Below are 14,188 nucleotides of genomic sequence, written 5' to 3' on the forward strand. Positions count from 1 at the left end.
GTCAGGAGGTTAGCCGGGGGGTGGGGGCGGGCGGAAATCGGTTACGTCCGCGGGTCGGCCCGGCGCAGCAGCGGCAGGTGCGCTCCCATCACCGCGTACGGCCTCGGGGCGCTCGGGAAGTGGACCTGGCCGGCCAGGTCGGCGTACCCGAGGGAGCGGTAGAGGGCGCGGGCCGGGCTCTCGATGTCGATGGCGGAGAGGATCGAGCGGGGCTCGCGGGCGGCGTCGGTGAGGGTGGTGATCAGGGTGCGGCCGATGCCCCTGGCCTGGAAGTCCGGGTGGACGTGGAGTTCGGTGATCACGAAGGAGTGGTCGAGCCAGCCGCCCTGGCCGGTGTGCTCCAGGTAGGGCTCGACGATGGTGGACCACCAGTGGGTGCGGTCGTTGGGCATGCCGTAGACGAAGCCGACGAGGCGTCCGTCGGGGGTGGTCGCGCCGAGGGCGCGGGCGCCGGGCGAGGTCATGTGCCGCAGGACGATGTGGCGTCGTACGCCCACCTCGTCCGCACCGAGCCCGAAGGCGAGGGCCTGCACGGCGAGTGCCTCGTCCACGCGCGCGGCGAGGTCGAGGGGGCCGATCACTGCGGCTTCGTCGGTCAGGGGCGTCATGGGCGAACCCTAACGGCCCCGGGGGCACGACGGAGTGGATCAGCGTGACGACCGGTGGATCTAGAAGAGGACGCTCATGAAGGCGCCGACCTCGCGGAATCCGACCCGCCGGTACGACGCCCTGGCCGGGGCATTGAAGTCGTTGACGTAGAGGCTGACGACGGGGGCGACGTCGGCGAGGGCGTAGCGCAGGACGGCGGCCATGCCGGTGACGGAGACGCCCTTGCCCCGGTGTTCGGGGTCGACCCAGACGCCCTGGATCTGGCAGGCGGCCGAGGTGGCGGCGCCGATCTCGGCCTTGAAGACGACCTTGCCGTCCTCGATGCGGGCGAACGAGCGGCCCGCGCCGACCAGTTCGGCCACCCGTGCCTGGTAGAGGAGTCCGCCGTCGCCCGCCATCGGCGAGACGCCGACCTCCTCGGTGAACATGGCCACGCACGCGGGCATGATCGTTTCCATCTCGTCCTTGCGGATGCGGCGGACGAGCGGGTCGGGGGTGATGTCGTCGGGCATCTGCTCGGCGACCATCAGGGGCTGGTGGCCGCGGACCTCGCGGGCCGGGCCCCAGCTCGGTTCGAGGAGGCGCCAGAGCTGGGCGGTGGCTTCGGCGGGGCCGACGATGGAGGAGCAGCGGCGGCCGGTGCGGCGGGCCCGTTCGGCGAAGGCGCGGACGGCTTCGGGGGTGGCGCAGATCGGCACGAGGTTGGCGCCGGAGTAGCAGAGGCTGCGCAGCCTGCCGCCCTCGTACCAGCCCCACATCTCGCCGCCGAGGCGCCACGGGTCGAGTCCGGCGACCTGGACGCGCGAGGTGACGAAGGCGTTGTTGACGGGCTCGCTCTCCAGCAGGGCGAGTGCCTCGCCCAGCTCGTCTGGCGCGAGGACGCGGGTGGTGGTCGTCGTCAACACGTGGAGGGCCTCACCGGTACGGTTCGCTGATCTCCGCACTGTACCCGGCACCTCCCGAACCACCCAGTCGGACCGAAGTCGGTCCGGATCCGGACCGGGAAGGGACCCTTGAGGGACCGAAAAGCCCCGCGTACCGGGCGGTACGCGGGGCTTTCACGCAGTGGTGCGGGTGGTACGGGTGGTGCTCGCGGGTGCTACTTGGCGATCGAGATCTGCGGCTCGCCCGAGGGCACGCCGTCCTTCTCCATCTGCTCGGCGATCTTCATCGCCTCTTCGATGAGGGTCTCGACGATCTTCGACTCGGGGACGGTCTTGATGACCTCGCCCTTGACGAAGATCTGGCCCTTGCCGTTGCCGGAGGCGACGCCGAGGTCGGCCTCGCGGGCCTCGCCGGGGCCGTTGACGACGCAGCCCATGACGGCGACGCGCAGCGGCACCTCCATGCCTTCGAGCCCGGCCGTGACTTCCTCGGCCAGCTTGTAGACGTCGACCTGGGCGCGGCCGCAGGACGGGCAGGAGACGATCTCCAGGCGGCGCGGCTTGAGGTTGAGGGACTCCAGGATCTGGATGCCGACCTTGATCTCCTCGACCGGCGGGGCGGAGAGGGAGACCCGGATGGTGTCGCCGATGCCCTCGGAGAGCAGTGCGCCGAAGGCGACGGCGGACTTGATGGTGCCCTGGAAGGCGGGGCCCGCCTCGGTGACGCCGAGGTGCAGCGGGTAGTCGCACTGGGCGGCGAGCTGACGGTAGGCGTTGACCATCACGACCGGGTCGTTGTGCTTGACCGAGATCTTGATGTCGCCGAAGCCGTGCTCCTCGAAGAGGGAGGCTTCCCAGAGGGCGGACTCGACGAGTGCCTCGGGGGTGGCCTTGCCGTACTTCTTGAGCAGGCGGGCGTCCAGCGATCCGGCGTTGACGCCGATGCGGATCGGGGTGCCGGTGTCGCGCGCGGCGTGCGCGATCTCCTTCACCTTGTCGTCGAACTGCTTGATGTTGCCCGGGTTGACGCGGACCGCCGCGCAGCCCGCGTCGATCGCCGCGAAGACGTACTTCGGCTGGAAGTGGATGTCGGCGATCACCGGGATCTGCGACTTCTTCGCGATGGTCGCGAGCGCGTCGGCGTCGTCCTGCGTGGGACAGGCCACTCGTACGATCTGGCAGCCGGACGCGGTGAGCTCGGCGATCTGCTGGAGCGTGGCGCCGATGTCGGACGTACGGGTGGTCGTCATCGACTGCACCGACACGGGTGCGTCTCCGCCGACCGCGACGGTGCCGACCTGGATCTTGCGGCTGATCCTCCGGTCGGCGAGCTTCGTCGGAACGGCGGGCATTCCGAGAGAAATTGCAGTCATCTGGTGTGCAACCCCAAGTGTGGATCTAGGCCCCGGTGACGCGCGGCGGGCTCCGGTCTTCAGGTATTCGAGCGTACGTCACCTCGTCAGACCGGAGTACACCACGTCGACAAATCCACTCCTTGGTGGTCCGGATCCGTGAGGTGAGGCATCAGGAGATGCGTACGGGGTTCACCACGTCCGCGATCAGCACCAGCACGGTGAAGCAGATGAAGATGCCCGCGACGACGTACGCGACCGGCATGAGCTTGGCGACGTCGAAGGGGCCGGGGTCGGGCTTCTTGAACACCTTGGCGAGGTTGCGCCGCAGGGACTCCCAGAGCGCGCCCGCCATGTGTCCGCCGTCGAGCGGGAGCAGCGGCAGCATGTTGAAGAGGAAGAGCGAGAGGTTGAAGCCCGCGACCAGGAAGATCACCATCGCGACGGTGTTCTCCATGGGCAGGCCCATGCCGAGGATCTCGCCGCTGACCCGGGCCGCGCCGACGACGCCCATCGGGGAGTCCGCCTTGCGCTCCTCGCCGTTGAACGCCGCGTTCCACAGGTCGGGGACCTTGGAGGGGAGCGCGATGAGGGAGTCGAGGCCGGACTGGAACATGACGCCCATCTGGTCGATGGACTCGCCGAAGCTGAGCGGGGTGACGGCCGATGCGGGACCGAAGCCGAGGTAGCCGGCCTCGACGTAGGTGTCCTTGACCGCCTGGCCGTCGGCGTCCTTCTTGAGGACCTTGTTGGTCATCACCTGGGTGGTGAGCACCTTCTGCTCGCCGCCGCGCTCGACGGTGATGCTGACCTGGCCGCGGGATTCGCGGATGCGGTCGGAGAGCGTCGCCCAGTCGGCGACCGGCTGCCCCTGGAAGGCGACGATCTTGTCACCCTTCTGGAGTCCGGCTGCTTTGGCGGGCGAGGCCGGGTCGCTCGCCCTGCAGTCGCGGTTCTCGCTCTGCGAGATGACGCAGGGGACGACGTTGTCGACGGTGGTGGTCGACTTGTTCAGGCCGATGAAGGTGAAGACGCCGAGGAACAGCACGAACGCGATGACCAGGTTCATGAAGGGTCCGGCGAACATCACGACGAACCGCTTCCACGGCTTGCGCGTGTAGAGCAGCCGGGTCTCGTCGCCGGGCTGGAGTTCCTCGTACGCGGCCGAACGGGCGTCCTCGATCATGCCGCGCCACGGTGAGGTGGAGCGGGCCTCGATGCGGCCGTCGGCGCCGGGCGGGAACATGCCGATCATGCGGATGTAGCCGCCGAGCGGGATCGCTTTGATGCCGTACTCGGTCTCGCCCTTGTGCTTGGACCAGAGCGTGGGGCCGAAGCCGACCATGAACTGGGGCACGCGGACGCCGAAGATCCTGGCGAAGGTGAAGTGGCCGAGCTCGTGCAGGGCGATCGAGACGAGCAGCCCGACAAAGAAGATCACTATCCCGAGGACCGTCAACAGGATGCTGGTCATGCGCGGGCCTCCGCTGTTGCCGTCACGTTCGTAGCCGTCACGTTCTTCGCCGCCAGTTCGCGGGCGCGGGAGCGCGCCCAGTTCTCTGCTTCCAGGACGTCGGCGACCGTGAGGGAAGTTCCCTTGACGGGCGTCCCGTGTTCGGCCACGACCTCGGCGACCGTATCCACGATTCCTGTGAAGGGCAGCCGTCCCGCGAGGAACGCGTCGACGCATTCCTCGTTCGCGGCATTGAACACCGCCGGGGCCGTGCCCGCGAGCTCCCCGACGTGCCGGGCGAGTCCCACGGCCGGGAAGGCCTCGTTGTCCAGCGGGAAGAATTCCCAGGTGGACGCCTTGCTCCAGTCGAATGCCGGGGCCGCGTCCGGGACCCGCTCGGGCCAGCCGATGCCGAGGGCGATCGGGCCGCGCATGTCGGGCGGGGTGGCCTGGGCGAGGGTCGAGCCGTCGATGAACTCCACCATCGAGTGGACGTAGGACTGCGGGTGGACGACGACCTCGATGCGGTCGAACGGGATGTCGTAGAGGAGGTGCGCCTCGATGACTTCCAGGCCCTTGTTGACCAGGGTCGCCGAGTTGACGGTGATGACCGGGCCCATGGCCCAGGTGGGGTGGGCGAGCGCGTCCTCGCGGGTGACGCCCGCCAGCTCCGCCTTCGTACGGCCCCGGAAGGGACCGCCGGAGGCCGTGACGACCAGCTTGCGCACGTCGGCGCGCTTACCGCCGGCCAGGGCCTGGAAGAGCGCGGCGTGCTCGGAGTCCACCGGGATGATCTGGCCGGGCTTGGCCAGGGCCTTCACCAGGGGGCCGCCGACGATCAGCGACTCCTTGTTGGCGAGGGCGAGGGTGCGGCCCGCTTCGAGGGCGGCGAGGGTGGGGGCGAGACCGATGGAGCCCGTGATGCCGTTGAGGACGGTGTGGCAGTCGGAGGCAGCGAGGTGGGTGGCGGCCTCGGGGCCGGCCAGGATCTCCGGGAGCGGCTCGCTGCCGTACCGGGCCCTGAGCGCCTCGCGCAGGGCGGGCGCGGCCTCCTCGCGGGCGACCGCCACCTGACGTACCCGCAGCTGGTGCGCCTGGTCGGCGAGCAGCTCGACCTGGGAACCGGCCGCGGAGAGCGCGGTGATCCTGAACCGGCCGGGGTTGCGCAGGACCAGGTCGATGGCCTGGGTGCCGATGGACCCGGTGGAGCCGAGGACGACGATGTCGCGCGGCCCTTCGGTCACGGCTCCGTAGCGGAGGTGCGGGTCGGCGAGCGGGGCAGGGCTGTCGGTCATCCCCCCATTGTGTCCCGGGCGGGAGGCGCTGTGGACAGCACGCCCCCGCTTCACACCCGCCGAGTCATTTGCGCGGCCTCCGTGGCGGGTCGTTCTCCCGCCTTCCCCGGTCCTGGTGGGTCACCACGCCTTCCTCGGTGTCCATGGTGGGGGCGGTGAAGCTCAGTCCGTCGTCCTGGCGGGGGGCCAGGCCGGCGGGCGGTTCGTCGCTCTCGACGCGGAGGTGGAAGAGGAATCCGACGGTCTCCTCCTTGATGGCGTCCATCATGGCCGTGAACAGCTCGAAGCCCTCGCGCTGGTACTCGAAGACCGGCTCGCGGCCGAGCATGTAGCGCAGGCCGATGCCCTCCCTCAGGTAGTCCATCTCGTAGAGGTGTTCGCGCCATTTGCGGTCCAGTACGGCGAGCAGGACGCGCCGTTCCAGGTCGCGCAGGGCGTCGCTGCCGAGCTCGGCCTCGCGGGCCGCGTACTGCTCGTGGATGTCGTCGCGGAGGGCTTCGGCGAGGTCGGCGGGGGTGAGGTCGGGCTGCTCGTGGACCTCGTCGGTGGTGAGGGTGATCGGGTAGAGGTCGCGCAGTGCCCGCCAGAGCCGGTCGAGGTTCCATTCCTCGGCGTAGCCCTCGGCGGTCTCGGCCGCGACGTAGGCGTCGACGGTGTCGTCCATGAAGTGGCCGATCTGGCCGGTGAGGTCTTCGCCGTCCAGGACGCGGCGGCGTTCGCCGTAGATGAGCTTGCGCTGCCGGTCCATGACCTCGTCGTACTTCAGGAGGTCCTTGCGGGCCTCGAAGTTCTGCCGCTCGATCTGTGACTGGGCGGATGCGACGGCGCGGGTGACCAGCTTGTTCTCGATGGGTACGTCGTCGGGGAGGTTCGCCATGGTCATCACGCGGTCGACGGCCTGGGCGCGGAAGAGGCGCATCAGGCTGTCTTCGAGGGAGAGGTAGAAGCGGGACGCGCCGGGGTCGCCCTGGCGTCCCGAGCGGCCGCGGAGCTGGTTGTCGATGCGGCGGGACTCGTGGCGTTCGGTGCCCAGGACGTAGAGGCCGCCGAGTGCTTTGACCTCGTCGTGGGGGGTGGGGGATTTTTCGAGGGTCACGGGCCGGGCGTCGCTGACCGTCTTTCCCTCGGTGTCCTCGGGCTCGGTGTCCGTCGGGTCCGGGCCGCCGCCGAGCATGATGTCGGTGCCCCGGCCGGCCATGTTGGTGGCGACGGTGACCGCTCCCCGGCGGCCCGCGCGGGCGACGATCTCGGCCTCGCGCTGGTGGTTGCGGGCGTTGAGGACCTCGTGCGGGACGCCCTGGCGGCGCAGCAGGGCGGACAGGGACTCGGACTTCTCGACGGAGACGGTGCCGACGAGGACGGGCTGTCCGGTGGCGTACCGCTCGGCGATGTCGTCGACGACGGCCGCGTACTTGGCGTCCTCGGTGCGGTAGATCAGGTCGGCCTCGTCGCGGCGGACCATCGGCTTGTTGGTGGGGATGGGCACGACCTGGAGTTCGTAGATCTGGTGGAACTCGGCGGCCTCGGTCATGGCGGTGCCGGTCATGCCGGAGAGGCCCTTGCCGTAGAGGCGGAAGAAGTTCTGGAGGGTGATGGTGGCGAGGGTCTGGTTCTCGTTCTTGATCTCCACGCCTTCCTTGGCCTCGATGGCCTGGTGGAGGCCCTCGTTGTAGCGGCGTCCGGGGAGGAGGCGTCCGGTGTGTTCGTCGACGATCAGGACTTCCTCGTCCAGGACGACGTAGTCCTTGTCCTTGCGGAAGAGTTCCTTCGCCTTGATGGCGTTGTTGAGGTGGCCGATGAGCGGGGTGTGCACGGAGTCGTAGAAGTTCTCGATGCCGAGCTGGTCCTCCAGGAATTCCACGCCCTGTTCGAGAATGGCGACGGTGCGTTTCTTGGGGTCGTATTCGTAGTGGTGGGAGGCGCGGATCCCGGCGAGTTCTTCCTTTTCCGCCTGGGTGACGTAGCGCTCCTCCTGGATCAGTACGCCGTTCATCTTCCCGACCAGTTTCACGAAGGCGCCGTACCACTTGGTGGGCTGGTCGGCGGGGCCGGAAATGATGAGCGGGGTGCGGGCCTCGTCGATGAGGATGGAGTCCGCTTCGTCGACGACGGCGAAATGGTGGCCGCGCTGGACGAGTTCGTCGTGCGACCAGGCCATGTTGTCGCGCAGGTAGTCGAAGCCGAATTCGGTGTTGGTGCCGTACGTGATGTCGCAGGCATAGGCGGCACGCCGGTCGGCGGGGGCCATGTCGGCCTTGATGACGCCGACGGTGAGGCCCATGAAGCGGTACGCCCGGCCCATCCAGGCGGCGTCGCGCTCGGCCAGGTAGTCGTTGACGGTGACGAGGTGGGCGCCCTTGCCGGTGAGGGCGTTGAGGTAGAGCGGGAGCGTGGCGACGAGCGTCTTCCCCTCGCCCGTGCGCATTTCGGCGATGCACTGGAGGTGAAGTGCCGCCCCGCCCATGATCTGTACGTCGAAGTGCCGCATTCCCAGGGTCCGCCTCGCCGCTTCGCGCATCGCGGCGAAGGCCTCGGGCAGGAGATCGTCGAGGGATTCGCCTCCGGCGTACCGCTCCTTGAACTCAGCGGTCAGGGACTGGAGTTCCGGATCGGAAAGATCCCGGTAATCCTCCTCCACCAGGGCGACCTGCCGGGCGATTCCCTGGAGTTTTCGCAGGGTACGGCCTTCTCCCGCGCGCATTATCCTGTTGGTGATGTTCCCCAGACCGAGCCCTGGCATCGTGATTCCCCCACCTGCCGCACATCCGGACGGCTCATTGTCGGCGCGAAGTTTCGTTGCCGCAAGGAGAGTCAGGGCAGGTGGGGCGGAATGGATTCAGGGGAACGGGTGGGAATTACCGGGATTTCCACTTCTCCCACTGCGCGTCCACTATTTCCTTCGGTACGCCGCCGGGGTCGCTCCCGTCCAGCGTCTCGGCCCGGAAGGAGAGCGTGGTCGCCCCGGTCCGTACGACCGTCAGGTACTCGTACGCCGTCCGCCCGCCCCTGACCTCGCGCAGCGCGAGCCGGTACGCCTGTGCCTCGTCGCCGACCCCGGCGGGTGCGGGCAGCTTCTCGACGCCCGTGTACTTCGCGGCGACCGCGCCCGTGCCCTGCCCCCGGTTCTCGGTGAGGCCGCTCTTGCACTTCTCCCCCGCCGTGCGCAGCGCCCCCATCACCTCGGCCGCGCCTCCGGCCCCGTACGAGCGCAGCTGGACCGCGATGTCGGCGCCCTTGGGTTTCGCCGGGTCGCTCAGTCTGCGGTGCACCTGGGAGGCGGGTCCGCCCTCGGCGGTGCGGAGGGCTACGAGGGGCTGGCAGTGGGCGGGGGCGGCGGTGTAGTCGTCGCTCAGCGGGCTGCCGGAGACGGTGAACTCGGTCGTGCGGTACGGGCCGACCTGCTCGCCGGGGCTGAAGGCGTGGGCGTTGAGCGCGGGTTGGGCCAGGGGCCCGGGGGTCGCCGTGGGCGGCTTGGCGCCGGGCGGGGTGCCGGGGCTGCCGCAGGCCGTCAGTGCCGCCGCGCAGCAGACCGCGCACACCACACCCAGCGCTGTCCGTCGTGCCGCTCGTATGCGCGTCCGTGCCGTCGCGTTCTTCCCGTACCCCTTGTTCATGTGCACATCGTGGAGCACGGGAAGAGGCGGTGTCACCCGTTCCGCTTGTCGGTTGAGCGTGCGGTCAGCGGATGGGGCGGTGCACGTTGTCGTTCTTCGCGGGTCCGGGGGTCGCGTCGGCGATCCACGGGCCGTCGCCGCTGGGGTCGACGATGCCCTGTTCCAGCCAGGTGTACGTACCGGACAGGACGCCCTCGACGACCTTGCGGTCGAGGTCGTCGGTGTTGGTCCAGAGCCGGTCGAGGAGTTCCTCGGTGCGGATGCGGGACTGGCGGCAGAAGATGTCGGCGAGCTGGTACGCCTCGCGGCCGTACTCCTCGGTGGTGCGCAGGAGTTCGGCCCGTACGCAGGCGGCGCTCATCGCGAAGAGCTCCGCGCCGATGTCCACGATCCGGCCCAGGAAGCCCTGCTTGGTCTCCATGCGGCCCTGCCACCGGGACATCGCGTAGAAGGTGGAGCGGGCCAGCTTGCGGGAGGTGCGCTCGACGTAGCGGAGGTGGCCGGACAGGTCGGGGTGCCCTTCGGGGTGGAACTCGCTGTAGGTGCGCGGGAGTTGGCCGGGCCCGGCGACCAGCTTGGGCAGCCAGCGGGCGTAGAAGCCGGTGGCCTGGGCGCCCGCCTTCGCCTTGTCGGACAGGGACTTGTCGGGGTCGATGAGGTCCCCGGCCACCTTCAGGTGCGCGTCGACGGCCTCGCGGGCGATCAGCAGGTGCATGATCTCGGTCGAGCCCTCGAAGATCCGGTTGATCCGCAGGTCGCGGAGGATCTGCTCGGCGGGTACGGCGCGTTCGCCGCGCGCGGCGAGCGACGCGGCGGTCTCGAAGCCGCGCCCGCCCCGGATCTGGACGAGTTCGTCGGCCATCAGCCAGGCCATCTCCGAGCCGTACAGCTTGGCCAGCGCCGCTTCGATCCGGATGTCGTTGCGGTCCTCGTCGGCCATCTGCGAGGACAGGTCGAGTACGGCCTCCAGGGCGAAGGTGGTGGCCGCGATGAAGGAGATCTTCCCGCCGACCGCCTCGTGGCGGGCGACCGGCTTGCCCCACTGCTCGCGCACCGAGGACCACTCGCGGGCGATCTTCAGGCACCACTTTCCGGCGCCGACGCACATCGCGGGCAGCGAGAGGCGGCCGGTGTTGAGGGTGGTGAGGGCGATCTTGAGGCCGGCGCCCTCGGGGCCGATGCGGTTCGCGGCGGGGACGCGGACCTGGTGGAAGCGGGTGACGCCGTTCTCCAGACCGCGCAGCCCCATGAAGGTGTTGCGGTTCTCGACGGTGATGCCCGGGGAACCCGCCTCGACGACGAAGGCGGTGATGCCGCCCCTGCCGCTCTCGGTCTTCGGCACGCGCGCCATCACGACCAGCAGGTCGGCGACGACGCCGTTGGTGGTCCAGAGCTTCACGCCGTCCAGGACGTACGCGTCGTCGCCGTCGGGCACGGCCGTGGTGGCGAGCCGCGCCGGGTCGGAGCCGACGTCCGGCTCGGTGAGCAGGAAGGCGGAGATGTCGGTGCGGGCGAGGCGCGGCAGGAAGGCGTCCCGCTGCTCCTGGGTGCCGAACAGCTTGAGCGGCTGCGGTACGCCGATGGACTGGTGGGCGGAGAGCAGCGCGCCGATCGCGGGGCTGGCGGAGCCGACGAGGGCGAGGGCCTTGTTGTAGTACACCTGGGTGAGGCCCAGGCCCCCGTACTTCCGGTCGATCTTCATGCCTAGCGCGCCGAGTTCCTTGAGCCCGTTGACCGTCTCGTCGGGGATGCGGTCCTCGCGCTCGATCCGGGCGCCGTCGATCTCGGTCTCGCAGAACGCGCGCAGTTTGGCGAGGAACGCCTCGCCGCGTTCGGCGTCCTCGGCCGGGGGCACCGGGTGCGGGTGGATGAGGTCGAGCCGGAAGCGGCCGAGGAAGAGCTCCTTGGCGAAGCTGGGTTTGCGCCAGTCCTGCTCGCGGGCGGCCTCGGCGACCTGACGGGCCTCGCGCTCGGTGACTTTGGGCGGCCGGTCGTGCGGGGCGTCGGATGCGTGGGATGCGTTGTGTGGTGCGGACATGAGGCTCACCTCGCCGCGAGTCGGGATCAAGGACCCGGACGACGCCGTACCGTCGCAATGAGCCTGTACGGCTACCGACCGGTTCTACCCACTCGTATTTACCCCATTGTGCCCATCGCTACCAGCCCTCGCGCGAGAAGCGGGGGCCGACGGCAATGGTTGGACAAAGAACCGGGATGAGGCCTTGAGGGCGGTCGCGTGATGCGCGTAGACAAGTCGCGACCTGCCACTTCCTCACCCATCGGAGATCGATCCATGCCGCGTTGGAACACCCGGATCGTCGGCCTCGCCACCGCCCTGACCCTGGCGGGAGGTGCCGTTTACGGTGCGGGCGTCGCCACCGCCGACGGCACCGCGACCGATCGCACCGCCACCCACGAGCCGCAGAACATCGCCGACCTGGTCACCCAGATCGACCGCTACTACGGCGGCAGGCAGAACGCCGACGGCACCTGGTCCGCCTCCCCGCACAGCCCGTACGCGCGCGACGTGCGACGGGTCGAGCAGGCCGCGAAGAAGCACCTCGCCGAGGCCGGGCACCGGGGCGCGCGGCACGGCAAGAAGCCCGCCGTGGTCCTCGACGTCGACGACACCATGCTCCTGACGTACGACTACGAGAAGGCGACCAACTTCACGTACGGCGCCAAGACGTTCACCGACTACGTGAGCAAGGCGGACCGCGGCCCCGTCTACGGCATGCCCGAACTCGTCAACTACGCCAGGAGCAAAGGCGTCGAGGTCTTCTTCCTCACCGGCTCCGCCGAGGACGTCCGCGCCCCGTTCGCGAAGAACCTCGCGAAGGTCGGCGTGAAGACCCCGCTCGACCGGGCGCACCTCTTCCTCAAGGACAAGGTGAACCCGCCGGCGTACCTGAAGGAGGCGTGCGGCGCGGGCGCCGCCTGGAAGTGCGACGGGGGCGAGTACAAGGCCGCCACCCGCAAGTACATCGAGTCCCGGGGCTTCGACCTGGTCGCCAACATCGGCGACCAGGACTCGGACTTCACGGGTGGCTACGCGGACCGCACCTTCAAGCTGCCGAACCCGATGTACAAGGTCAGCTGAGGCCCTTCCGGCGGAGTTCCACCTGCCGGGGTTCTAGTCGCCGTCGCCGCCGCTCGGCCCGCTGCTGCGCCTGTTCTTCTTCGCGGAGCTGCGCACCAGTTGGCCCAGGGCGAGCGTCACGGCGGCGACCCCGCGTGTCCAGCGGGGGCCGCCGCGGTCCGCCCACACGACGCACACGCATCCGCCGATGGCGAGCACCACGAGTCCCAGCAGCAGCAGTTTCATCATGGCTCCAGCCTCTCACTGCCTCGGGCGCCGGCTTGCCGAGGCCTGCTGGAGTGCCTGTCTCCACCCACGCGGCTCCCCGCGCACCGCCGCCGACACGGTGTGCGGGGACGCCGAAGGGGAGGCCGGTGGGCCGATCGTCATGATGACGTCGGGCCTGCCGGCCTCCCCCGGGCAGGGATCCGCTACAGGTCGATGCCGGTGAGCACCATGACGCGCTCGTACGTGTAGTCGTCCATCGCGTAGCGGACGCCCTCGCGGCCGACGCCGGACTGCTTCACGCCGCCGTACGGCATCTGGTCCGCGCGGTAGGACGGCACGTCGCCGACGATCACGCCGCCGACCTCCAGGGCGCGGTGGCCCCGGAAGGCCGCCTGGATGTCGTGCGTGAACAGACCTGCCTGGAGGCCGTACTTGGAGGAGTTGACGGCGGCGAAGGCCTCCGCCTCCCCGTCCACCTTCTGCACGGAGAGGACCGGTCCGAAGACCTCCTCGCAGGAGAGGGTGACGTCGGCGGGCAGCTCGGCGAGCACGGTGGGGGCGTAGCTGGCCCCGTCGCGCTTGCCGCCGGTCAGCAGCTGGGCGCCGGCCTTGACGGCCTCGTCGACCCAGGACTCGACGCGCTTGGCGGCGTCCTCGTTGACGAGCGGGCCGACGTCGGTGGCGGCGTCGGACGGGTCACCGGTGACCTGTGCCTCGACGGCCGCGACGATCTTCGGCACGAGCCGGTCGTACACGGAGGCGTCCGCGATGACCCGCTGGACCGAGATGCAGGACTGGCCGCCCTGGTAGTTGGAGAAGGTCGCGATGCGGGTCGCGGCCCAGTCCAGGTCCTTCTCGGAGGCGAAGTCGGGGAGGACCACGGCCGCGCCGTTGCCGCCGAGCTCCAGGGTGCAGTGCTTGCGCGGCACCGAGTCCATGATCGCGTAGCCGACCTTGTCGGAGCCGGTGAAGGAGATGACCGGCAGGCGCTCGTCCTGGACCAGGGCGGGCATCTTGTCGTTCGCGACGGGCAGTACGGCCCAGGAGCCGGCGGGCAGGTCCGTCTCGGCGAGCAGCTCGCCGAGGATCAGCCCGGAGAGCGGGGTGGCCGGGGCCGGCTTGAGGATGATCGGCGCGCCGACGGCGATGGCCGGGGCGACCTTGTGGGCGCAGAGGTTCAGCGGGAAGTTGAACGGCGCGATGCCCAGGACCACGCCCCGGCTGAAGCGGCGGGTGAGCGCGAGCCGGCCGACGCCGCCGGCGTCGGTGTCCAGGCGCTGGGCCTCGCCGCCGTTGAAGCGGCGGGCCTCCTCGGCCGCGAACCGGAACACGGAGATCGCCCGGCCGACCTCGCCGCGGGCCCACTTGATGGGCTTGCCGTTCTCGGCGGAGATCAGCTGCCCGATCTCCTCGGTGCGCTCGACGAGGCGGTCGGCGACGTGGTTGAGGGCGGCGGCGCGGACGTGGGCCGGGGTGGCGGCGAACTCGTCCTGCACGGCGTACGCGGCGGCGACGGCCTCTTCGACCTGGGCGTCGGTCGGCACGCTGACCCGGCCGACGAGGCGGCCGTCCCAGGGAGAGGTGACGTCGAGGGTGTCTTCGCCGGTGGCCTGGCGGCCGGCGAGCCAGAAGGCGTGGGTGGAAGTCATTGGGTGTTCCGGCCCTTCCGAGATC

The 14,188-nt window shown here is 69.8% G+C and carries 11 protein-coding genes; 1 reads left to right on the forward strand and 10 read right to left on the reverse strand.

Annotated features, from left to right (window positions below; translation table 11 throughout):
* Positions 1 to 41: 41 nt before the first annotated feature.
* The 8 genes from ACZ5PB_RS37510 to ACZ5PB_RS37545 form a co-directional block, all read right to left on the reverse strand.
* Positions 42 to 608 (reverse strand): GNAT family N-acetyltransferase, encoded by a 567-nt coding sequence (locus tag ACZ5PB_RS37510; protein WP_468697555.1) that lies wholly within the window; start codon positions 606 to 608, stop codon positions 42 to 44.
* Between the two features lie 60 nt (positions 609 to 668).
* Positions 669 to 1,514, reverse strand: coding sequence for a GNAT family N-acetyltransferase (locus ACZ5PB_RS37515; RefSeq protein ID WP_468697557.1), 846 nt, complete (start codon positions 1,512 to 1,514; stop codon positions 669 to 671).
* Between the two features lie 194 nt (positions 1,515 to 1,708).
* Positions 1,709 to 2,866: a flavodoxin-dependent (E)-4-hydroxy-3-methylbut-2-enyl-diphosphate synthase gene (gene ispG / locus ACZ5PB_RS37520; protein ID WP_468697559.1), complete on the reverse strand. Its 1,158-nt coding sequence runs from the start codon at positions 2,864 to 2,866 to the stop codon at positions 1,709 to 1,711.
* Positions 2,867 to 3,017: 151 nt separating this feature from the next.
* A complete protein-coding gene (locus ACZ5PB_RS37525) occupies positions 3,018 to 4,319 on the reverse strand; it encodes a M50 family metallopeptidase (RefSeq protein WP_468697560.1) in 1,302 nt (433 codons plus the stop codon).
* Positions 4,316 to 5,593, reverse strand: a complete 1,278-nt coding sequence (gene dxr / locus ACZ5PB_RS37530) for a 1-deoxy-D-xylulose-5-phosphate reductoisomerase (RefSeq protein ID WP_468697561.1) — start codon at positions 5,591 to 5,593, stop codon at positions 4,316 to 4,318. Before dxr ends, ACZ5PB_RS37525 begins: the two co-directional genes overlap by 4 nt.
* 64 nt (positions 5,594 to 5,657) lie before the next feature.
* Entirely contained in the window at positions 5,658 to 8,333 is a 2,676-nt protein-coding gene (gene secA / locus ACZ5PB_RS37535) for a preprotein translocase subunit SecA (RefSeq protein WP_468697563.1), read from the reverse strand.
* 115 nt (positions 8,334 to 8,448) lie between these two features.
* Positions 8,449 to 9,207 (reverse strand): hypothetical protein, encoded by a 759-nt coding sequence (locus tag ACZ5PB_RS37540; protein WP_468697564.1) that lies wholly within the window; start codon positions 9,205 to 9,207, stop codon positions 8,449 to 8,451.
* Positions 9,208 to 9,271: 64 nt separating this feature from the next.
* Complete coding sequence (locus ACZ5PB_RS37545; protein ID WP_468697565.1) at positions 9,272 to 11,245, reverse strand: acyl-CoA dehydrogenase family protein; 1,974 nt, start codon at positions 11,243 to 11,245, stop codon at positions 9,272 to 9,274.
* A gap of 255 nt (positions 11,246 to 11,500) precedes the next feature.
* On the opposite strand from ACZ5PB_RS37545, the gene ACZ5PB_RS37550 reads away from it, so the two are divergent.
* Positions 11,501 to 12,307: an HAD family acid phosphatase gene (locus ACZ5PB_RS37550; protein WP_468697566.1), complete on the forward strand. Its 807-nt coding sequence runs from the start codon at positions 11,501 to 11,503 to the stop codon at positions 12,305 to 12,307.
* A gap of 33 nt (positions 12,308 to 12,340) precedes the next feature.
* On the opposite strand, the gene ACZ5PB_RS37555 is transcribed toward ACZ5PB_RS37550, so the two are convergent.
* Positions 12,341 to 12,535 carry a hypothetical protein gene (locus ACZ5PB_RS37555; RefSeq protein WP_468697568.1) on the reverse strand — a complete coding sequence of 65 codons (195 nt, stop codon included), beginning with the start codon at positions 12,533 to 12,535 and terminating at the stop codon, positions 12,341 to 12,343.
* Between the two features lie 182 nt (positions 12,536 to 12,717).
* Positions 12,718 to 14,163: an aldehyde dehydrogenase family protein gene (locus tag ACZ5PB_RS37560; protein WP_468697569.1), complete on the reverse strand. Its 1,446-nt coding sequence runs from the start codon at positions 14,161 to 14,163 to the stop codon at positions 12,718 to 12,720.
* Positions 14,164 to 14,188: the final 25 nt, after the last annotated feature.

This window comes from Streptomyces sp. NPDC032721, assembly GCF_055579625.1.

What these genes read in the sequence shown, in the direction of transcription:
- ACZ5PB_RS37525 (WP_468697560.1), bottom strand. Translation starts at nt 4,319, where the DNA reads ATGACCAGCATCCTGTTGACGGTCCTCGGGATAGTGATCTTCTTTGTC.
- ACZ5PB_RS37540 (WP_468697564.1), bottom strand. Translation starts at nt 9,207, where the DNA reads ATGAACAAGGGGTACGGGAAGAACGCGACGGCACGGACGCGCATACGA.
- ACZ5PB_RS37560 (WP_468697569.1), bottom strand. Translation starts at nt 14,163, where the DNA reads ATGACTTCCACCCACGCCTTCTGGCTCGCCGGCCGCCAGGCCACCGGC.
- ACZ5PB_RS37550 (WP_468697566.1), top strand. Translation starts at nt 11,501, where the DNA reads ATGCCGCGTTGGAACACCCGGATCGTCGGCCTCGCCACCGCCCTGACC.
- ACZ5PB_RS37510 (WP_468697555.1), bottom strand. Translation starts at nt 608, where the DNA reads ATGACGCCCCTGACCGACGAAGCCGCAGTGATCGGCCCCCTCGACCTC.
- ACZ5PB_RS37545 (WP_468697565.1), bottom strand. Translation starts at nt 11,245, where the DNA reads ATGTCCGCACCACACAACGCATCCCACGCATCCGACGCCCCGCACGAC.
- ACZ5PB_RS37555 (WP_468697568.1), bottom strand. Translation starts at nt 12,535, where the DNA reads ATGATGAAACTGCTGCTGCTGGGACTCGTGGTGCTCGCCATCGGCGGA.
- secA (WP_468697563.1), bottom strand. Translation starts at nt 8,333, where the DNA reads ATGCCAGGGCTCGGTCTGGGGAACATCACCAACAGGATAATGCGCGCG.
- dxr (WP_468697561.1), bottom strand. Translation starts at nt 5,593, where the DNA reads ATGACCGACAGCCCTGCCCCGCTCGCCGACCCGCACCTCCGCTACGGA.
- ispG (WP_468697559.1), bottom strand. Translation starts at nt 2,866, where the DNA reads ATGACTGCAATTTCTCTCGGAATGCCCGCCGTTCCGACGAAGCTCGCC.